This window comes from Pseudotamlana agarivorans, assembly GCF_018860245.1.
Lineage (GTDB): Bacteria > Bacteroidota > Bacteroidia > Flavobacteriales > Flavobacteriaceae > Pseudotamlana > Pseudotamlana agarivorans_A.
Genome location: NZ_JAHKPD010000018.1, coordinates 358,664 through 379,829 on the forward strand (window position 1 = coordinate 358,664; position 21,166 = coordinate 379,829).

14 protein-coding genes are annotated in these 21,166 nt (G+C 34.1%); 10 read left to right on the forward strand and 4 right to left on the reverse strand.

The features are described from left to right. Positions 1-105: 105 nt before the first annotated feature. From KO493_RS12595 to KO493_RS12605, 3 genes are all read right to left on the reverse strand, one after another. A complete protein-coding gene (locus tag KO493_RS12595) occupies positions 106-1,374 on the reverse strand; it encodes a carboxypeptidase-like regulatory domain-containing protein (RefSeq protein ID WP_216068322.1) in 1,269 nt (422 codons plus the stop codon). Positions 1,375-1,446: 72 nt separating this feature from the next. After that, on the reverse strand, positions 1,447-3,258 hold the full coding sequence (locus KO493_RS12600; RefSeq protein WP_216068323.1) for a cytochrome-c peroxidase: 1,812 nt from the start codon (positions 3,256-3,258) through the stop codon (positions 1,447-1,449). Between the two features lie 7 nt (positions 3,259-3,265). After that, positions 3,266-4,804: a PhoX family protein gene (locus KO493_RS12605; RefSeq protein ID WP_216068324.1), complete on the reverse strand. Its 1,539-nt coding sequence runs from the start codon at positions 4,802-4,804 to the stop codon at positions 3,266-3,268. Between the two features lie 268 nt (positions 4,805-5,072). On the opposite strand from KO493_RS12605, the gene bshC reads away from it, so the two are divergent. The 5 genes from bshC to KO493_RS12630 all read left to right on the forward strand — a co-directional run bounded on the left by bshC (position 5,073) and on the right by KO493_RS12630 (position 12,356). Beyond that, positions 5,073-6,674, forward strand: a complete 1,602-nt coding sequence (gene bshC / locus KO493_RS12610; protein WP_216068325.1) for a bacillithiol biosynthesis cysteine-adding enzyme BshC — start codon at positions 5,073-5,075, stop codon at positions 6,672-6,674. A 171-nt stretch (positions 6,675-6,845) separates the two neighbouring features. After that, on the forward strand, positions 6,846-8,219 hold the full coding sequence (locus KO493_RS12615) for a pyridoxal phosphate-dependent decarboxylase family protein (protein ID WP_216068326.1): 1,374 nt from the start codon (positions 6,846-6,848) through the stop codon (positions 8,217-8,219). Positions 8,220-8,279: 60 nt separating this feature from the next. Beyond that, on the forward strand, positions 8,280-9,815 hold the full coding sequence (guaA, locus tag KO493_RS12620; RefSeq protein WP_216068327.1) for a glutamine-hydrolyzing GMP synthase: 1,536 nt from the start codon (positions 8,280-8,282) through the stop codon (positions 9,813-9,815). 344 nt (positions 9,816-10,159) lie between these two features. After that, positions 10,160-12,097 (forward strand): LysM peptidoglycan-binding domain-containing protein, encoded by a 1,938-nt coding sequence (locus tag KO493_RS12625; protein WP_216068328.1) that lies wholly within the window; start codon positions 10,160-10,162, stop codon positions 12,095-12,097. A gap of 31 nt (positions 12,098-12,128) precedes the next feature. Next, positions 12,129-12,356: a DUF3820 family protein gene (locus KO493_RS12630; RefSeq protein WP_216068329.1), complete on the forward strand. Its 228-nt coding sequence runs from the start codon at positions 12,129-12,131 to the stop codon at positions 12,354-12,356. Between the two features lie 15 nt (positions 12,357-12,371). Here KO493_RS12630 and KO493_RS12635 read toward each other — a convergent pair whose 3' ends face one another. After that, positions 12,372-12,611 (reverse strand): hypothetical protein, encoded by a 240-nt coding sequence (locus KO493_RS12635; RefSeq protein ID WP_216068330.1) that lies wholly within the window; start codon positions 12,609-12,611, stop codon positions 12,372-12,374. Positions 12,612-12,769: 158 nt separating this feature from the next. On the opposite strand from KO493_RS12635, the gene KO493_RS12640 reads away from it, so the two are divergent. From KO493_RS12640 to KO493_RS12660, 5 genes are all read left to right on the forward strand, one after another. Next, positions 12,770-14,725, forward strand: coding sequence for a peptidylprolyl isomerase (locus KO493_RS12640; protein ID WP_216068331.1), 1,956 nt, complete (start codon positions 12,770-12,772; stop codon positions 14,723-14,725). Positions 14,726-14,730: 5 nt separating this feature from the next. Next, complete coding sequence (locus KO493_RS12645; RefSeq protein ID WP_436839523.1) at positions 14,731-15,579, forward strand: peptidyl-prolyl cis-trans isomerase; 849 nt, start codon at positions 14,731-14,733, stop codon at positions 15,577-15,579. Beyond that, entirely contained in the window at positions 15,542-16,996 is a 1,455-nt protein-coding gene (locus tag KO493_RS12650; RefSeq protein ID WP_216068332.1) for a peptidylprolyl isomerase, read from the forward strand. The genes KO493_RS12645 and KO493_RS12650 overlap by 38 nt, the downstream gene beginning before the upstream one ends. 3 nt (positions 16,997-16,999) lie before the next feature. Continuing rightward, the gene (locus tag KO493_RS12655; protein WP_216068333.1) at positions 17,000-17,953 is read left to right on the forward strand and encodes an AAA family ATPase; all 954 of its coding nucleotides are present in this window, start codon (positions 17,000-17,002) and stop codon (positions 17,951-17,953) included. A gap of 417 nt (positions 17,954-18,370) precedes the next feature. After that, positions 18,371-21,148: a bifunctional aconitate hydratase 2/2-methylisocitrate dehydratase gene (locus KO493_RS12660; protein WP_216068334.1), complete on the forward strand. Its 2,778-nt coding sequence runs from the start codon at positions 18,371-18,373 to the stop codon at positions 21,146-21,148. Positions 21,149-21,166: the final 18 nt, after the last annotated feature.

Sequence of the window (21,166 nt, forward strand, 5' to 3'; positions counted from 1 at the left end):
TCACGCTCGTGTCGTCAATAGAATAAAAGCCATAAAAAAACCACCTAAATGCTAGGTGGTTTTTTATTGAATGTCGTTGTGAATGGTGTCTTCAGAAGCACTATTTTAAGTACGCTTCAACTGTTTTTGAATCTTCTTAATCGCCGATTGAATGGATTTTTCAGGTTCAATTATATTATAAGCACCCCAAAATCGAGGGTCTGAAAACCCTGAAGCTTTTTCAGTTAAAATGGTAGTTGGTCTTAAAACTTGACGTCTATTTTTAGTCAGTTTATTTTCATTAATTTCCCAATCGGTCACGGCCATTTCACTATTTAAGGTATAGGTACTGTTAAAAAGTTTGCCTTCCCAATTCACCTTAAAAGTTAAAGAGATATTGCTATAAGCATAATGCCATTTACCATTTTTAGTTCTGTAATTTACACGATAGGCAGTTTCAGTAGGGTAAACTTCAGCGCGTCGAGGTTTTTTACGAACAAAGTATTCACTAGATAGTGTTCTGTTGGATACATTTAAACTGTAAACCGCATTTGTTAAAGCTAGGGTTTCTGCGTCTATAAACAATTTACCGTAATATAACGGCGTGTTTAATGTTTCCTTTTGCTTAAAATTGATTACATAAATTAAACGGTCATTAATTTTGGTGGCACTATCAAAACTGAAGTTATATTTTGGAAGAGACTGTTCATTAAATATATACTCTGGATATTTAATCATATCGGTATACAAATTACTAAACGGCCCTCCTTGTAATTTTAAAGCTAAGGTGTCTAATTTTTTATAATCGGTGGTTTTTCTTGCCTTTACTAACTCGATATAATCACTTCTTACATTATCATAAGGTTGTTTGTGAATTTTAACGACAGCTTCAGATAGGGAAGCATTTTTTCTTTTCTTTTTTATGGTTTCACGATAGAAAGCAGTCATTAAAGTGTTTTCATTATTGTAAAGACTGCTCTTTTTGCTTAAACACTCACGAACTATGGCTTCTGCATTTTTTGGAGTTGTAACAATGCTAACCTCTTCTAAAGCCGTAGTCACAGGGCTTAACCGAATTTTTTTATGAGCTTCAAATTCTTTAACAGGAATCTCAATTTTTTCATAACCAAGGTAAGATATTGTTATGGTTCCGTTTATGTGGTCTTCAGGTATTTTTAAAGCAAAATACCCATCACTATTAGTTACTGTACTAATGTTTGAATGGTCTAGGACGATGTCTGCAAAAACTAAATCATTATTTGATTCGGCGTCTACAACTTTTCCTTCAATTTCTTGGAAAAGTGCTGTGGTTTTTTCTTGCGCAGTAAAGGTGTTCGTCCCAATAAAAAATAGGACGAACACAGATAATGTGCGTATTAGTGATTGTTTTTTCATGTTATTATAGTTTAAGATGGTTCTAAAATATACGAAAAATCAAGGTGAAATACTAGTTTTCAGTGGTTTTAATTATTGAATGAATTCGGTTTTAGATTGATCTGTAAGGCTTTTCATAAAAGCAATTAAAGCCACTTGTTCTTTTTCAGTTAATTCTAAATTATCAAAAGGCAAGGTTTGATGTTCCAAATCAAAACCAAAGCCATTTCCGCCACCTTCATTATAAAATTCAACAACCTCTTCTAAAGTGGTGTAAACACCATTATGCATATAAGGCGCTGTAAGTTCAATATTTCGTACGGTTGGTGTTTTAAAAGCTCCAAAACGTTCTTTGGTTTTAAAGAGGTCAAATCTTCCTAAATCGTCATCAAGTGCTTTGTTTTCTTTGGTTTCAGGAACTCCAATAATTTCTAATTCGGTATCTGTGAAGTTTGGTGGTACCGTACCGTTAAACATAGGCGGGAAGTGACAAGTCGCACAAGCGGCTTTCCCCATAAAGAGGTTAAAACCTAGTTTTTCTTCCGCGCTAAGCGTATTTTCTAAATTATTTATGTTTTTGTCAAATTTAGAATCGAAAGAATTAAGGGTTCTAATGTAAGAGGCTATGGCATGACGGATATTAAAATCTTCACGTTTATTTTGGTATAAGGAATCTAAATCATGCTTATGTATTTTATCCTTTTTTACTCTCGCAATAATGGAGTCCATAGACATATTGAACTCATCATGGTTATTAACCACACCTACTATTTGTCCTTCCAGACTCCCCACACGGGCATCAGTAAAGTATAATTGTTGATTAGAGACATAGGTTAGGGTTGGGGTGTTTCTTTTTTGTCTGTCATCAAAAGTCACACGGCCATCGGTGAAAGCTTTTTCAGAAATATGACAGGTAGCACAAGCCATATTATTTTCCTTGGAGAGGTTTGTGTCATTGAATAAACGCTTTCCGAAGGCTACTTTTTGAGTAAGATTGGTCGTATCACTTTTATAATCGGTGAAGAAATCCATGTTCAAAGTTTCTTCAGTAAAAAGCGAGGTTAAGTTGTTTGATAAAGCCAAGTTGAACGGAAACTTGACCTTCCAATCATTTTGGGTATCCACTAAAAGCTTCAGTTGCTGGTGAATATGATTTTTGATGAAGGCATAACGATCAAAAGTATCAAAATCGGCATCTAAAGCGTGTTTCGCTTGTTCAATGGATTTTAAAAGCTCTTGATACAGCTTTTTAGAAGTAAATTTAGATTCGTTAATCTTCAAAATAGATTCTAAAGTGGTGTAAGTGAATTGACTTTCTTCTAAAGATTGGGCTAACACTGGCGAATCAAAACCAGTAATACCTGTGGTTGCAATACGTACCATTTGATTGCGTAAAAGCCAAATGAGGTGGTAATCTTTAAAGTCTATGTGCGTGTTTTGTTTTATTAATTGGAGTCGACTATTGGTTTTGTTAACGGTTTCAGTGATTATAGCCGTGTCTATAGGTGTTTCATGAAGTAATTCTTCAATAACTTGAAACCCAAAGGGGTTCATGATTTTAATATCGGTAGGATCTTCTTCTTGAATCTGTAAAATGTTTGGGGCGTTTAAAGATTTGTAATTGTTTTGGTCAATGTAAGCCAAAATAGGTTCCGCCAGTTTAAAATGCTTTCGCGCCTTTTTGTAACTGTTTATTTTGTCTGCCGTGTTTTGGGAGGCGTTTAAAGTATCTAGATAGGCGATGCTCAGGCTTAATTGATTTAGGTAATTTTCTTCAATCTGTGTGTCAACAGCCAAAGGTGTTGGTGTTGTGGTGTCGTTTTTACACCCTAAAGCTGATAAAAGCAAAAGACATATACCAAACGTATATGCCTTTGCTCTTACTGTAAGTAAGTATGTATTCATGTTGTTTTTATCTGTCTAATCCTGTGATTTTAAATAAGGTAGAGCCTTCTTTATTAGCACTGTCTGATGAGTTTGCTTTTGGGTCTGTAAAAGAAGAACCGTCTGCAGGAACCCAACCGTGGTTTTGAGTGATGATGATAAAGGTGTTTTCACCGTTGTTAACTTCTTCAGTAACATCAATCATTCCTGTGATTTCCCACATTTTTGATGTGGTTCCGTAACCTAATCCAGCAGCCTTATCTTGGTCACATTCTAAAACTGTTTTAAATGCTCCAGTGTTTAAATCATATTGATACATTTTAGCATAGCCTGTAATGTTTGAGTTTAAGTAAGCATAACCGTTTGGATCTTCTTGAATGTATGCGTAGTTTTCTGTTACTAAAATGTTGTCAGGTGAGTGGAAACCATCAGCTTTTCCACCAACAATATCACCGTCTAATACACAAGTAATTTTTGCAGGACCTTCAGGATCTTTATCGTTTAAAACTACTTTATAGATACGTCCTAATAAAGAACCTTTACCTACTAGGTCAGCTCTATCTCTTCCGGTTACACAGAAATAGATTTCTCTTTGGTTTTCAGCAGAACCTCTTCTCCAGTCAATATCCTCTAATCTAGAGAATCCCATAACACCTTTAGCTTTAGCTTCAGCATCTAATAAATCGATTTGAGTTTCTGTTAATTCAACAAACTCAGCATCATATTCTACACCTTCAGTCATGTCCATTTCAAAATCAATACCAGCTGTAGTTACTTTTAATCCGTAAAGTTTACCATCGTCAAAGTTTCCACGACTTCCAACATACATTCCTAATTGTCCAGAAGGCACGGTGTTGTCTGAATGGTCATCACCAATAAAAGCTACAGTAGCATCATCATAAGCATCTTTTCCAATAACTACAGCATTTTCAGTAGACCATTGTCCTAATTTAGGAAGCATGATAGCTGTATCTGCATTATCCACAGATTTGTACGGGTTTGTAGCAAATACCCCTTTTGAAGAACCACCCCATTCACCGCCAGAAAGGTATAATGGTCCGAAACCATGTTCTTTAGGTGTAATCATAGACCCTGAGCACTGTGCCGTATAAGCAGTAGCGAAAGCATTTAAAATATACTCTCCATGCATCGGTTTTAAATCTTCGTTTAATTTTATTCTAGCGATAGAATAATCACCTTCAATATTATTAATTAAAGTGAAAGTACCATCGTCTTCGGCTAAAAGTCCAGCACCATCGGCTAAAGAACCATAAACGAAATCAGGAGAACTTTCTAAAACATCTTCAGAAGATAAAAGTGTTGTTACCGCAATAGAGGAGAAAGCAGGATCTACTTTAAATAAGTTTGGTGTTTTTGATGCTTCAAGCGGAATTAACTCGGCATTCGTTAAATCTTCGCCGTCCTCTCCGTCTTCACCGTCAACGCCATCTTCTCCATTAACACCGTCGATGCCGTCTTTACCGTCTTCGGCAGAGCAAGCCACGATTGCCGTACTGGATACGGTAACAAGTAATACTAGTAATAAAAGTTTGGATAATTTTTTCATAATAAATAATGGTAAATTGTTTGGTTTATGTTAGGGTCAAATTTATTATGAGCGTTTGGTATACTTGTTAACTGATTGATGTAGAATAGTTAACTTAGGGTTAGTTAAAAGTTAATAAAGTTATGTGTAGATTAATCTAGCTTTTGAAAACGGACTTTATGTTAAGGGAATATGGATTACATGTAAACGCACCAAAAAACATCTTAACTTAATTTTTAGATTTGCTAAAATAGAATAACAGTATATTTACGTGATTTTTAAGTGGCATATGCAGCACAAAACCCTTCCTTTTAATAAAACAGGCTATTTTTCAACATTAATTTGTGATTATTTGGCTGAGAAACCAGAATTGAAATCCTTTTATAATAGGTTTCCAAGTGCTGATAATTTTCAAGCCCAAATAGAAGAGAAACGTGCGTCGTTTAAATTAGAATCAAGAATTACTTTAGTTTCAGCCTTAAAAAAACAATATCAAAATGTTGAAACTTCAGAATTAACTTTAAGTCATATTGAATTATTAAAATCTGAAAATACATTCACTGTAACCACAGGACATCAGCTTAACTTATTTACAGGACCACTTTATTTTTTATATAAAATTGTTTCGGCCATAAATCTTTCAAAAGAATTAAAGCTGAAATATCCTGAAAATAATTTTGTACCTGTGTACTGGATGGCTACGGAAGATCATGACTTTGAGGAAATCAATTATTTTAATTTCAACGGAAAAAAAGTACAATGGAATCGTGAAGCAGCGGGAGCTGTTGGTGAATTATCTACTGAAGGTTTAAATGCGGTTTTGAACGTGTTTTCTGAAGAACTTGGACAAACTAATCATGCTAAAACCATAATACAGCTTTTTGAAAAAGCGTATTTAAATCACGATAATTTGGCTGATGCGACACGTTTTTTAGCCAATACCTTATTTCAAGATTACGGTTTGGTAATTGTTGATGCAAACGATGCTAGTTTGAAAAAGACCTTTGTGCCTTTTATGGAAAAGGAATTACTTCATCAAGTATCGTTTAAAGCGGTTTCGAAAACGAATAACGCGCTTTCGGAAGTTTCCGAGGTATATAAAATTCAAGTAAATCCTAGAGAAATTAACTTGTTTTACATTGAAAAAGACTTACGAGAACGTATTGTTTTTGAAGATGAGGTTTACAAAGTGTTAAACACAGAAATCTCTTGGAACAAGAATGAACTAACAGAATATTTGAATAAACACCCCGAACGTTTTTCGCCAAATGTGATTATGCGTCCGTTATATCAAGAGGTAATTTTACCAAACTTATGTTATATAGGTGGTGGAGGTGAGTTGGCGTATTGGTTTCAGTTAAAAGATTTTTTCAATGAAGTAAACGTGCCTTTCCCAATGTTGTTATTGCGGAATTCGGTATTAATTCAGACTGAAAATCAGCTAAAAAAGTTAGAGAATTTAGACATTTCAACTGAAAATTTATTTTTGAAGCAGAGTACCTTCATCAATAAAAAAGTTAGAGCGATTTCTAATATAGATATTGATTTTTCAAAACAGAAAAAACACCTTCAAGAGCAATTTAAAGACATGTATACGCTGGCAGAACAAACGGATAAATCGTTTTTAGGCGCAGTGAAAGCTCAAGAAGTTAAACAAATAAAGGGTTTAGAGTATTTAGAAAAACGCTTGCTCAATGCTCAAAAACGAAAATTATCTGATCAGGTTTTACGTATGACGGATATTCAGAATGAATTATTTCCCAATAAAAGCTTGCAAGAGCGAAACACTAATTTTTCACAGTTTTATATGGAATATGGTGACATGCTAATTCCTAGTTTGATTGAAAGTTTAAAGCCTTTAAGTGGTGAGTTTTCGATTATCACTTTATAGTATAATATGGTGTGGTCTTGAACGATTAACTATAGAATTCCCAGGACTCCTCCACTAAAAAGAAATTCTTATATGGTGTTATGGTGACGCTTTTCAATTTAATTGCTTTTAAAATTTCATGGTTTCTAATGATAAGCGTAATTTTGAAATTGATATTTAAATACAACTTAAATGCATAAAATTGATTTTGATTTAGTGGAAATGACTATGGATACCATGAAATATGTTATCGACCGTGTGTCTTCTACAACCACCACCATAGGTAAACCAAAGAAAGCTGAAGAATTAAAAGCCTTGGTTGGTGAAACGGTTACTGAGAAAGGTATAGGTGGTGAATATGCATTTAAATTATGGCGTAAGCATTTGGCAAAAGCTAATGTGCCTGTAGATCACCCAAGAAATTTAGCTTTTGTGCCAGCAGCACCAACTCGGGCTGCGATTATGTTCGATTTAATAACTTCGGCCTCAAGTATACATGGGGCATATTGGATGGAAGGAGCCGGTGGTATCTTTTGCGAGAATGAAGCCATGCGATGGATGGTGTCTTTAACGGGATTGCCAGAAGGTGCATTTGGGGTTTTTACAAGTGGAGGCACGGCGGCGAACCTTTCGGCTATTGTTGCAGCTCGTGAAAATTGGAGGCGTAGCGATGATAAACATCAGTCGGAAAAAGGTCTTATAATCACTTCTATTGGAGCACATTCTTCAGTAAAGGCGATGGCAAAAGTGGCCGATATTGATGTCGTACTCGTAGATACAGAAGATTGTTTAGAAAAAGACGCGCTTCAAGAATCAATTGATGCCTTATCGGTTAAAGAAAGACAACGTTTATTCGCTGTAGTTGGAACAGGAGGCACAACAAATGCTGGAATTATTGATGATTTAGATGGCATTGCAAGTATCTGTAATCATGAGAACTTATGGTTTCATGTGGATGCTGCTTATGGTGGAGGTGCACTTATGGCAGATTCTGTAAAACACTTGTTTAAAGGTATTGAGAAGGCAGATAGTATTACTATCGATCCACATAAATGGATGTTTTCACCCTACGATTGTGGCGCGGTCATTTATAAAAATCCAGAATTGGCTAAAAAAGCACATTCCCAAGAAGGGTCTTACCTCGATATATTTAAAGATGAAGGGGCACACGGATTTAATCCAACCGATTATCAAATTCAATTAACTCGCCGTGTACGTGGTTTGCCTTTATGGTTTTCATTAGCCATGCATGGTACCGATAGATATAAGGAGGCTGTTGAGCGTGGTATAGAATTGGCACAAATTGCAGGACGATTAATTAAAGACATGCCGCACGTAGAATTGGTTAGAGATCCTAGTTTGTCTTGCGTATTGTACAGACGCATTGGTTGGAAACCTGAAGATTATACACATTGGACTTATGAGAATCACGAATCTGGATTTGCTTTAGTCACCCCTACAAAATGGAAAACAGGTGATCGTTTTGAAACCGTTTCACGATTTTGTTTTATTAATCCAGATACCACAGAAGAAGATATTCGAATGATTTTAGAGACAATGTCCTAAAAAAGTATAAAAAAAGTGGCGTGTAATTCGTCAATAAAAAATCAATTCCTATTTTTGCGCATGCAACATGATAAGGTACTAATTTTAGACTTCGGATCGCAATACACCCAGCTTATTGCTCGTCGAGTTAGAGAACTCAACATTTACTCCGAAATACATCCATTTAATAAAATTCCAAGCAACTTAGAAGAATACAAAGCTGTGATTCTTTCAGGTAGCCCAAATTCAGTAAGAGGGGAAGATGCTTTACATCCTGAGTTATCAGAGATTAGAGGTGTTAAACCAATGCTAGCTGTTTGTTATGGCGCACAATATTTGGCACATTTTTCAGGCGGGGAAGTCGCACCATCAAACACAAGAGAATATGGGCGTGCTAACTTATCGTTTATCAAAAATAACGAGCCGTTTTTTGCGCATATTCATACGGGTAGCCAAGTTTGGATGAGCCACAGTGATACCATTAAAAAACTACCAGAAAATGGTGTTTTAATTGCAAGTACGCACGATGTAGAGAATGCAGCCTATAGAATTGATGGTGAGGAAACTTACGCGATTCAATTTCACCCAGAAGTATATCACTCGACAGATGGGAAACAATTATTAGAAAACTTTTTAGTGAGTATCGCTGGACTTCAGCAAGATTGGACACCTGATTCTTTTGTTGAAGAAACGGTTGAAGCCATTCAGGCAAAAGTTGGTGGTGATAAAGTAGTTTTAGGACTTTCAGGAGGTGTAGATTCTACCGTAGCTGCTGTGCTTTTAAACAAAGCTATTGGTGATAATCTATATTGTATTTTCGTAAATAACGGGTTACTTCGTAAAAACGAATTTGAAAGTGTTTTAAAGCAATACGAAGGTATGGGACTTAATGTAAAAGGTGTTGATGCATCCGATCGTTTTCTTCTAGCTTTAAAAGGACTTGAAGATCCAGAATTAAAACGTAAGGCTATCGGAAATGCTTTTATTGAAGTATTTGATGATGAAGCCCATAAATTAGAAGATGTTAAATGGTTAGCTCAAGGAACCATTTATCCAGATGTTATTGAAAGTGTTTCTGCAACAGGAGGCCCTTCAGCAACAATAAAAAGTCATCATAATGTAGGTGGCTTACCAGATTTTATGAAGCTTAAAATTGTTGAACCTTTAAGAGCGATTTTTAAAGATGAGGTAAGACGTGTTGGTGCTACTCTAGGTATTGATCCTGAATTGCTCGGTCGTCATCCATTTCCTGGTCCAGGTTTAGGTATTCGTATTTTAGGAGATATTACGGCCGAAAAAGTGCGTATCCTTCAAGAAGTAGACGCTATTTTTATTAACGGACTTAAATCTTGGGGACTTTACGATAAAGTTTGGCAAGCCGGAGCCATGCTGCTTCCTGTAAATAGCGTTGGTGTTATGGGAGATGAGCGTACCTATGAAAAATGTGTAGCGCTTAGAGCCGTTGAAAGTACAGATGGTATGACTGCCGATTGGGTAAATTTACCATATGAATTTCTACAAAAAACTTCAAATGACATCATTAATAAAGTAAAAGGTGTTAATAGAGTTGTTTACGATATAAGTTCTAAACCACCTGCAACTATTGAGTGGGAGTAGATTTTATTGCTGAAACCATTAAATTTTGTGATTAAGGTTTATACCATTTTAACCATATAATATCGAATGTAATTTGTTTCTTTTTCGTCCATATTTCAATATAAAATAAAACTGTAGCTAAGGCTATGCTTGAATTTTTTATTTCATCTGAACAAAAAATAATTCAAATTAAAAATCGGGCATTATACGATTAAAATGGTATTAAATACATAATTTTGGTTTTGGCATACTATATGATAATTGAGAAAGGATGTTTTTAGCATCCTTTTTTTATTTTAAATTAATGTAATACCGCGAACTTATTAGCGTTTTATTATATTTATCTCAGCAGATTATAACAAACTATGAATAGAATATTATTAGTACTGGTTTTTGTGTTTAGTTTTACTTGTGTTAAAGCTCAAAATTTTAGCACACATAATGTGAAACAAGGTGAAACCGTTGAAAGTCTTGCGAAGCATTATTACGTGCCTGTAGCTGAAATTTATAAGTTAAATCCAGATGCTAAAAGGGGTTTAAAACCGAATACGATTTTAATTATTCCTATTTCTAAAGCAGAAAAGCCTAAAACAACAACAACCATTACTAGAGAGTTTCAAAAACTTAAACCCCATCGTGTTAAGAGAAAGGAGACATTGTATAGTTTGGCTAAAATGTATGGAATTGAAGAAGCTGATATTAAAAAATATAATACTTCACTTTATTCAAGTCCTTTAAGAAAAGGTGACAGAATTCAAATTCCTGTTTATAAAACAGTCGAGGTTATTGAAGAAGTTAGTCCAACAAAAACATATACGGTTTTACCAAAAGAAGGAAAATGGCGTGTCGCTTATAAGTTTGGTATCACTTTAAAAGAACTGGAAACTTTAAATCCAAATATGGGTGAGGTTTTAAATGAAGGTCAAATTTTAAATGTACCCAATGTTGATGTTACAGAAGAAAAAGTAATTGATGACCAATACAGTTATTATAAAGTTTTACCTAAAGAAGGCTTTTATAGGCTCAAGCTGAAATTGGAATTAGAGCAAGCTGAAATTGAAGCGCTTAATCCAGGTTTATCTGAAACTGGATTAAAATCGGGTATGATTCTAAAAATCCCTTTTACAGAAGATATTAAACCCATTGTTGGTGGTTCTGTTGCCGAGAAAGTTAACCTAATCGATAGTATTTCAAATCGCAATACAAAGCATATAGCGGTAATGTTACCTTTTCGATTAAATCGTGTGGATTTTGATTCCGTTGTTGGAACCAAAAAGAGTATTAGTAAAGACCCTTATTTAAATGCTTCCTTGGAATTTTATTCAGGTGTTTTAGTAGCCATCGATTCCTTAAAAAAACTTGGAATTTCTTTAAATGTAGATGTTTATGATACAAAGAATTCTGTAGGTGAAGTTTCTAAAATACTTCAAGGGAACAATTTTAATGATGTCGATGCTGTTATTGGACCGTTAACTTCACTTTGTTTTGATAAAGTGGCTGCAGATTTAAATGCAGATCATATTCCTGTCGTTTCACCCATTGGTTTGAATTTGAAATTAAGAGACAATGTTTTTCAGTCGCGACCTTCAGATGCATTATTAAAAAAGAAGATTGTAAATTTTGTAAAATCTGATACGGTAAATTATAATGTGCTAATTATTTCCGATTCTAAAAATTCAGCTAAAGCTAATGCTCTAAAACAAGATTTTCCTGGAGCGAGTGAAGTACATTCTAGGAAAAACAAAAAAGGAAAAGATGAGTTTTTTGCCACACGTGAAGCCGTAAGTAAAGGTTTAAAACCTGGAAAAAACTATGTGTTTTTAGAAACCAATAATGAAGGTTTTGCTTCTAATATTACAAGTATTTTGGCTTCTTTAATTCGAAAAGCAAACCCAGAGTTAGAACATGAAGCAGTTGATATTGTTTTGGTGACAACCAATTTAAATTCGGCCTTTGAAGGAGATCAAGTGAATAATACACATTTGTCTAAATTACGATTTCACTTTGTAACAGGTTCGAAGGAATATAATGAAACTGAAGACATCTCTTTTGTGAAATCGTACAAGAAACAGTATAAAACGATTCCAAATAAAAGAGCTGTAAAAGGTTTTGACTTAACTATGGATATAGGCCTGCGTTTGGCATCGTTTACAGACTTATATACCTCTGCAACTCAAGCACCATTAACCGAGTATGTTGAAAATAAATTTGCTTATAAAAAGAAACCTATGGGCGGTTATTTTAATGATTCGGCGTACCTAGTAATGCATGAGAACTTAACGATTGTTAAAGTTGGAGATTAGTTCTTTAATTTTAAATATCAAATTGTAAACGATGCTTCCAGATAAACAATTTCTCATAGACTTAGCGCATACAAAAATGCCTTTTGGTAAGTATAAGGACCGATTCTTAATCGATTTACCAGAATATTATGTCGTGTGGTATCACAGTAAAGGTTTTCCTAAGGGGAAATTAGGTGTGATGTTAGAGCAAGTTTACGAATTAAAATTAAACGGTTTAGAAGATATTATTAGGAATATAAAACGACAGTTCCCTAAGTGAATTAAGTTTGTTTTTTTATGACTCCGAATAAACTTGTCCGCGGTGTGGTTTTAAGGCGTCGCGAATAGGTTTCATTTCACTTTCATTGACTACCAAAAAGGCAATACTGTGCATTTCGCTAAGATTTGAAACACCAGTAATTGAAATATCAAGATTTTCTAGTTTAATATAATCTTTCAAGTGAATGTTATGGTGCGCTGCTGTTTTTTCGGCATGTGGTCCATGAAAGTCCCAAATTAGTTTGAGTTTTCGCATTTGTGTTTTTTATTAAATTGAAGTGTAAAAGTACATAAATATTAGACTTCGAATTTATAAAACATAGTGAAATATAAGATGTTATCAACCGTTCTTAAAACAACTTGCGAGATACGATTATATTGCTATTTTTGTATTTTTTAAAATATTATGACCTCATGAAAATCAAACATTTTTTTACATTTCTTTCTTTAATAGTCGTTTTTAGTGCTGCTGCACAATCTTCAAAAGAAGCTGTTTTATTTACCGTAGGGAACGATTCTGTTTATGCTTCAGAATTTATTAGAGTTTATCAAAAAAATTTAGATTTGGTTCAAGATGAGTCACAAAAGGATGTTGATGCATATTTAAAGCTTTTTACAAGCTATAAGCTAAAAATTAAGGAAGCTAGAAGTTTAGGGTTTCACAAAAAACCGGGCTACCAAAAAGAGTTAGAAAGTTATAAAAAGCAATTGGCTAAAAGTTACCTGTCCGATTCGAAAGTTACAGATGCCTTAGTTGAAGAAGGGTACGAGCGTATGACTAACGATGTAAACGCAAATCATATTCTTGTAAAAGTTTCTGAAAATGCAAGTCCGCAGGATACCTTAGCTGCTTATAATCAAATATTAAAATTGCGAGAAAGAGCCTTAAATGAAGGATTCGAAAAGGTTAGAAAAGAAGTTCACAATGGTAAAACAGTTTACGGGGAAACTTTAGGCTACTTTACTGGTTTCAAAATGGTTTACGAATTTGAGTCGGTTGCTTATAATACACCTGTTGGAGCTATATCAATGCCGTTTAGAACGCGATTTGGATATCATATTTTGACAGTGATCGACAAAAGAAAATCTGAAGGCGAGCGTGAAGTAGGACATATCATGATTATAGCCAAAAGCGATGCTAATGATTCGATTGTGAAAAAAGCAGAAAATAGAATTAATGAGATTTACGCTAAAATAAATCAAGGTGAAACATTTGAAGCACTAGCTAAACAGTTTTCAGAAGATAAAAATTCGGCACCTAAAGGTGGTAAACTTAGAGCATTTAGCAGAGGCCAGTTAAGTGCAGAAGCATTTGAAAATGTAGCCTTCGGTTTAGAGAAAGTTGGTGATATTTCTAAACCATTTCAAACGAAATTCGGATGGCACATTGTAAAGCTTTTAGATATTAAGCTTGTCCCAGATTTTAAAACTATGAAGCCTGAATTAATAACTAAAGTTCAACGCGATTCTAGGTCTAAATTAATTGATCAAGCACTTGTAGATAATTTGAAATCAAAATATAATATTAATGATGATCAATTATCATTATCCTATTTTGAGTCTATTTTAAATAATGATTATTTTAAAAATTCATGGAAACTGCCAACTGATTTTATTTCTGGAAAAACCATGCTTATTATTGGTAATAAGAAAATTACTTATCAAGACTTTGGTGATTATTTAATAGCTACGCAACGTCAGTCAAGAAAACAAATGCCCATTAAAACCTTGGTAGAAGAAAAGTACCAAGTTTTTCTTAAAAATGATTTAATAGCTTATCAAGAGGAAAATTTGGAAACAGAAAACTTGGAGTATGCCTCGGTAGTGCATGAATATAGAGATGGTCTTTTACTGTTTGAATTAATGGAAAATACTATTTGGAATACCGCTCAAACCGATTCTGTAGCCATTAAAAATCACTATGAGATCAATAAGTTAGATTATTTTTTTCCAGAACGAATTGATGCGGTGATTGCGACCTCATCAAAGAAAAAAACACTAAAAAAAGTATCTAAATTATTAGATGCAAACCAAGATTTAGAAAGTATAAAATCTGAAGTTAATACTAAAGATGCTATTGAAGTTATCTTTACTTCAGGGGAGTTTGAAGCAGATCATCAAGGACTTCCAAAGGGTTTTGAGTTTAAGACAGGTATTTCTAAAATATTCAAACATAATGATGCTTATGTAGTTGTTCAGGTTAAAGAGGTTTTCCCTAAAAAGCAAAAATCTTTTTATGAAGCTAAAGGGCAAGTCGTTAACGATTACCAGGTCCTTAAAGAGGAGAAATGGGTTGATGAATTAGCTGATAAATACGAGATAACTGTAAATGAAGCTGTTTTCAAAAAAGTAAAAGAAGAACTTAAATAAAAAAGGTGCGTATAGTAATTTGCATAGTATTAGTGAGTTTAATGGTCTCTTGCGATTATTTTAATAAATCGGAAGAAATTGATGCTTTGGCACGTGTTAATACTAGTTATTTATATTATGATGATATAGATGGTTTAGTCCCTGAAGGAGCGACTAAAGCAGATAGCACTTTAATTGTTCATAATTTTATCAACCGTTGGGCAACGCAACAACTTTTGGTCGACGGCGCAATGTTAAACCTAAGTCAGAAAAAACAGGATGCTTTTAATAAACTTATCCTTCAATATAAAAATGATTTATATATAAAAGCCTATGTTGAAGCGCTAGTAAAACGCAGCGTAGATACCATAGTAACATATGATGAAGCTGATAATTATTATAAGAGTAATAAGGAAGTTTTTAAGTTAAATGAAGAACTTATCAAGTTTCGTTACATTCATGTTGATGAAAATATTATCGATTATAACGACATAGAAGAGCGTTTCCAAAGATATGATGAGCAAGACAAAATTCTATTAGATTCTATATCAATACAGTTTAAATCGTATTCATTAAATGATTCAATTTGGATAAAATTAAGTCAGGTCATTAATAAAATTCCAGCAGTAAATTCTGAAAATAAAAAGGAACTGTTAAAAAAATCTAATTTTATACAACTCAAAGATTCATTAGGAGTATATTTGATGCAAATTAACGATGTGTTATTACGTAATAATACCGCACCGTTAGAGTATGTTAAGCCAACTATTGATCAAATAGTGATTAACAAACGCAAGCTTGAATTAATCAAAGAGTTAGAAAAAGATATCACAAAAGATGCCATTAAAAATAAACAATTTGAAATTTATAAATAATTTGAAACACTTATTGGTTTTAAGCATGACGTTCTTTTTTATGGGCGTCGTTTCAGCACAAGAAATCATTGAAGATGAAGTAGCGCAGGAAGTGGTTAAAAAAGTTGACACAGTTAAAACTAAAAATGCTAAAAAAGTAGATGGAGTTGCTGCAGTAGTTGGTAATTATATTGTTTTAGATTCCGATATTAAGAAAGAAAGAGAGCAAATAAAGGCTGCTGGTGGATCGATTGATGGTGTGGATGATTGTGAGTTGTTTGGACTTATGTTAGAGCGTAAACTTTATGCGCATCATGCAATTCAAGATAGTATCCCTGTTTCTGATGCTGAAATTAGAAGAAATGTAGATTATCAAATAGAGCAATTTTTACAACAAACCAACGGTTCTATGGAAAAACTTTTAGAATTCTATAATAAAGAGGATGAGAAAAGTTTTAGAGATGATATGTTCGAAATTAATAAAGCTAATGAGTTAGCTCAAAAAATGCAAGCACATATCGTAGAAAGTGTTGAGATCACACCAGAGGAAGTTAGAACATTTTTTAATAATATAGAAGAAGAGGATCGCCCTACTTTTGGAACAGAACTTAAAGTAGCACAAATTGTTGCAGAGCCGCAGGTTTCCGAAGAAGAAAAACAAAAAATTATAGACCGTTTAAAAGGATTTAAATCTGATATCGAAAATAATGGAGCAAGTTTTCGCTCTAAGGCTGTATTGTATTCAGATGATCCTGGATCGGCAAGTAAAGGAGGGAAGTACACATTGCATAAGAAAAAGCCTAAAATGGTAAAAGAGTTTAGGCAAGTGGCTTTTTCTTTAGAGGAAGGCCAGATTTCTGAGCCGTTTGAAACCGATTTTGGTTACCATATTATCATGCTTGAAAAAATTAGAGGGCAAGAGTATGACGTCGCACATATCCTTTTAATCCCTCGGGTTTCTGATAAAGCTGTTGCCGAAGCAAAGGAGCGCTTAGAAAAAGTGAGAAAAAGAATTATTGATGGTGAAATTTCTTTTGCAGATGCAGCAAGAGAAGTTAGTGATGAAAAGGAAACTAAAAATGATGGCGGACAACTAATAAACCCTACAACGCAAGATTATAATTTTGAATTAACGAGAATGGATCCTGAATTGTATTCTCAAATTCAAAACCTAAAAGATGATGAGCTTAGTCTAGTTTTGAGAGAGGAAGATAGAACAGGGAAAATTAAATTTAAAATTTTAAAAATCACCGACAGAATTGATGAGCATAAAGCCGATTACGGAAGAGATTATTTAAAAATTAAGGAATTAGCACTAGACGAGAAAAAAATTAATGCTATCGATCAATGGCAGAAAGATCACATTTTAGATACCTATATTAAAATTACTGGACAATACAGAGATTGTGACTTTAAAGGTAATTGGTTAAAAAAATAGAATATGTCGGACGTCGCAGCTATACAATCATTTGTCAAGCAATTTAAAGGATTAAAAACTGAAATTGGTAAAGTTATAATCGGACAAGATGAGGTTGTTACTCAAATTTTAATCTCTATTTTCTCTGGAGGACATTCTTTATTAATTGGTGTTCCTGGTCTAGCAAAAACCTTAATGGTGAATACCATTGCTCAAGCTTTGGGCTTAGATTTTAAGCGTATACAGTTTACGCCAGATTTAATGCCTAGTGATATTTTAGGTAGTGAAATCCTTGATGAAGATCGCCGTTTTAAATTTATTAAAGGCCCTATTTTTTCAAATATTATATTGGCAGATGAAATTAATAGAACGCCTCCAAAAACACAGGCCGCTTTGTTAGAAGCGATGCAAGAACGTGCAGTTACTGTCGCTGGACATCACTATAAGTTAGATTTACCTTATTTTGTTTTGGCAACCCAGAACCCAATTGAGCAGGAAGGAACTTATCCCTTACCAGAAGCACAATTGGACCGTTTTATGTTTGCTATTAATTTAGATTATCCAACTTTTGAAGAAGAAGTACAGGTTGTAAAATCTACTACAACCGATAATAATGTTAAAGTTAACGCCTTGTTTTCTGCGCAACAGATCGTTGATTTTCAACATTTAATTAGAAGAATTCCCGTAGCAGATAATGTCATAGAATACGCCGTATCGTTGGTTGGGAAAACTAGACCAAATACTGAAACTGCTCCAGAATTAGTTGAAAAATATATCGATTGGGGAGCAGGGCCAAGAGCTTCTCAGAATTTAATTCTTGCCGCAAAAACGCATGCCGCTATTCAAGGAAAGTTTTCTCCAGACATTGAAAATGTTCAAGCTGTAGCTTATGGTATTTTAAGACATAGAATCATTAAAAATTACAAAGCAGAAGCCGAAGGCGTTACCGAAGAACACATTATAAGAAGCTTATTTTAGTTTTCAAAAAGATAAAATACGCAGCTCTTTTTTGTTATTGCAACTTTCCATGTAGTTAAATACCTATCATCAGCGTGGTTTTTAATATATCATAAGCCTACTTTTTAGTTAAACACTTATCAAATATTCAATTTTAACTAAAAATAAATAGTAAAAACTAAATGATTTTAAGGAATTATGTCACAATAATAATTTGATATATTTAGAAGCCGTATAACCCAAATTCCTGTTAAAAATAAGTTTTTAATTTTGTATTTTGCAAAGCCGAAAATTACTTGCGGCATTTCGTATGGCTTGTCGAGAATAATATTCTCGAAAAAATATTTTCAGATTTTAAGATGAGTTGATAAAATTAAGGTATAGTGCCTACTAGACTTTAAGCGAAATTTAATACCGAACCAGAATTAATTCTATTATATGAACACTTATAACGATTACATCAAGGAGATTGAAGACAGAAAAGAACAAGGACTTCACCCAAAGCCAATTGATGGTGCTGAATTACTCAATAATATTATTGAGCAAATTAAAGATTTAGATAACCAGTACAGAGAAGATTCTCTAAACTTTTTTATCTATAATGTTTTGCCAGGAACAACTAGTGCTGCTGGTGTAAAAGCTAAGTTTTTAAAAGAAATCATTCTAGGAGAATCGGTTGTAAAGGAAATTACGCCTGCATTTGCTCTTGAGCAATTGTCACATATGAAAGGAGGCCCTTCTATAGAAGTACTTTTAGATTTAGCACTTGGTGCAGATGCTACTATTGCAAAAGATGCTGCAGAAGTTTTAAAAACCCAAGTTTTCTTATATGAAGCCGATATGGCACGTTTAGAAAATGCCTATAACGATGGTAATGCTATAGCGAAAGAGCTTATTGAGAGTTATGCTAAAGCAGAATTTTTTACAAAACTTCCAGAAATTGAAGAGGAAATTGAAATCGTAACATTTATTGCTGGAGTTGGTGATATTTCTACAGATTTATTATCTCCAGGTGGTGATGCGCATTCAAGATCAGATCGTGAACTTCACGGGCAATGTATCTTTGAACACAACAAAGAACAACAAGCCGAGTTAAAAGCCTTACAAGCAGAACATCCAGACAAACGGGTGATGTTAATTGCTGAAAAAGGTACCATGGGCGTGGGATCATCTAGAATGTCTGGAGTGAACAACGTTGCATTATGGACTGGTAAAAAAGCGAGCCCATATGTGCCATTTATTAATATCGCTCCTATTATTGCTGGAACAAACGGAATTTCACCAATTTTCTTAACTACTGTTGGGGTAACAGGTGGTATTGGAATTGACCTTAAAAACTGGGTTAAGAAAACAGATGCTGAAGGAAACGTGATTCGTGATGAAAATGGAGATCCTGTTTTAGAAGAAGCATATTCTATAGCTACTGGAACGGTACTTACGGTTAATACAAAAGAGAAAAAATTATACAATGGTGATCAGGAATTAATGGATATTTCTGCATCATTAACGCCACAAAAAGCTGAATTTATTAAAGCTGGTGGATCTTATGCTGTGGTTTTTGGTAAAAAACTTCAAACTTTTGCTTCTAAAGTACTAGGTATTGATGTAGTGCCAGTTTACGCGCCTTCAAAAGAGATTTCTATCGATGGGCAAGGACTTACTGCTGTAGAAAAAATATTTAATAAAAATGCTGTTGGAACAACACCAGGTAAAGTTTTACATACGGGATCTGATGTTCGTGTTGAAGTAAATATTGTAGGTTCTCAAGATACTACAGGATTAATGACTTCTCAAGAATTAGAGATGATGGCAGCTACTATCATTTCTCCAATTGTTGATGGCGCATACCAATCGGGATGTCACACAGCTTCAGTTTGGGATAATAAATCTAAAGCAAACATTCCTAGATTGATGAAATTTATGAATGACTTTGGTTTAATTACAGCTCGTGATCCTGAGCATAAGTATAAGCCAATGACCGATGTAATCCACAAGGTACTTAATGATATTACAGTTGATGACTGGGCCATTATTATCGGTGGAGATTCACACACAAGAATGTCTAAAGGTGTTGCTTTTGGAGCAGATTCAGGAACGGTTGCTTTAGCACTTGCTACTGGTGAAGCTTCAATGCCAATCCCACAGTCTGTAAAAGTTACCTTTAAAGGTGAAATGAAAGCTTATATGGATTTCCGTGATGTAGTTCATGCCACACAACAACAAATGCTTGCTCAGTTTGGTGGCGATAATGTTTTCCAAGGTAGAATTATTGAGGTACACTTAGGGACGTTAACTGCCGATCAAGCCTTTACATTTACAGATTGGACTGCAGAGATGAAAGCAAAAGCTTCAATTTGTATTTCGGAAGATGAAACTTTAATAGAATCTTTAGAGATTGCTAAGAGTAGAATCCAAATCATGATTGACAAAGGAATGGACAACAAATTGGACGTTCTTAAAGGTTTAATTGCTATTGCTGATAAAAGAATTGCAGAGATTAAATCTGGTGAGAAACCAGCTTTAGCTCCAGATGCAAATGCTAAATATTTTGCTGAAGTTGAAATCGATCTTGAAAAGATTGAAGAACCAATGATTGCTGATCCAGATGTAAACAATGAGGATGTTTCAAAACGTTACACACACGATACCATTAGACCATTATCTTTTTATGGTGGCACAAAACAAGTAGATTTAGGTTTCGTAGGATCTTGTATGGTTCATAAAGGAGATATGCAAATATTGGCTCAAATGTTGAAAAACATTGAGGCCTTACAAGGTAAAGTAGAATTTAAAGCACCTTTAGTAGTTGCACCTCCAACTTACAATATCGTAGATGAATTGAAGGCTGAAGGTGATTGGGAAGTATTACAAAAATACTCAGGGTTTGAATTTGACGATAATGACCCTAAGGCTGCGGCACGTACTAAATATGAAAACATGTTGTACTTAGAACGTCCAGGTTGTAATCTTTGTATGGGTAACCAAGAAAAAGCAGAACCAGGTGATACGGTTATGGCAACTTCTACACGTTTATTCCAAGGAAGAGTTGTAAAAGATTCTGGTGAGAAAAAAGGTGAGTCTTTATTGTCATCTACTCCAGTAGTCGTATTGTCTACGATCTTGGGTAGAACACCTAACTTAGAAGAGTACCAAGCTGCAGTAAAAGGTATTAACTTAACGAAATTTAAACCTTCAAGTAAGTTATTAGCAGTATAACATATAGATTATAATATC

What these genes read in the sequence shown, in the direction of transcription:
- KO493_RS12595 (WP_216068322.1), bottom strand. Translation starts at nt 1,374, where the DNA reads ATGAAAAAACAATCACTAATACGCACATTATCTGTGTTCGTCCTATTT.
- KO493_RS12630 (WP_216068329.1), top strand. Translation starts at nt 12,129, where the DNA reads ATGCTTCCAGATAAACAATTTCTCATAGACTTAGCGCATACAAAAATG.
- KO493_RS12625 (WP_216068328.1), top strand. Translation starts at nt 10,160, where the DNA reads ATGAATAGAATATTATTAGTACTGGTTTTTGTGTTTAGTTTTACTTGT.
- KO493_RS12655 (WP_216068333.1), top strand. Translation starts at nt 17,000, where the DNA reads ATGTCGGACGTCGCAGCTATACAATCATTTGTCAAGCAATTTAAAGGA.
- KO493_RS12635 (WP_216068330.1), bottom strand. Translation starts at nt 12,611, where the DNA reads ATGCGAAAACTCAAACTAATTTGGGACTTTCATGGACCACATGCCGAA.
- KO493_RS12650 (WP_216068332.1), top strand. Translation starts at nt 15,542, where the DNA reads ATGCCATTAAAAATAAACAATTTGAAATTTATAAATAATTTGAAACAC.
- bshC (WP_216068325.1), top strand. Translation starts at nt 5,073, where the DNA reads ATGCAGCACAAAACCCTTCCTTTTAATAAAACAGGCTATTTTTCAACA.
- KO493_RS12605 (WP_216068324.1), bottom strand. Translation starts at nt 4,804, where the DNA reads ATGAAAAAATTATCCAAACTTTTATTACTAGTATTACTTGTTACCGTA.
- KO493_RS12640 (WP_216068331.1), top strand. Translation starts at nt 12,770, where the DNA reads ATGAAAATCAAACATTTTTTTACATTTCTTTCTTTAATAGTCGTTTTT.
- KO493_RS12660 (WP_216068334.1), top strand. Translation starts at nt 18,371, where the DNA reads ATGAACACTTATAACGATTACATCAAGGAGATTGAAGACAGAAAAGAA.
- KO493_RS12600 (WP_216068323.1), bottom strand. Translation starts at nt 3,258, where the DNA reads ATGAATACATACTTACTTACAGTAAGAGCAAAGGCATATACGTTTGGT.
- guaA (WP_216068327.1), top strand. Translation starts at nt 8,280, where the DNA reads ATGCAACATGATAAGGTACTAATTTTAGACTTCGGATCGCAATACACC.
- KO493_RS12615 (WP_216068326.1), top strand. Translation starts at nt 6,846, where the DNA reads ATGCATAAAATTGATTTTGATTTAGTGGAAATGACTATGGATACCATG.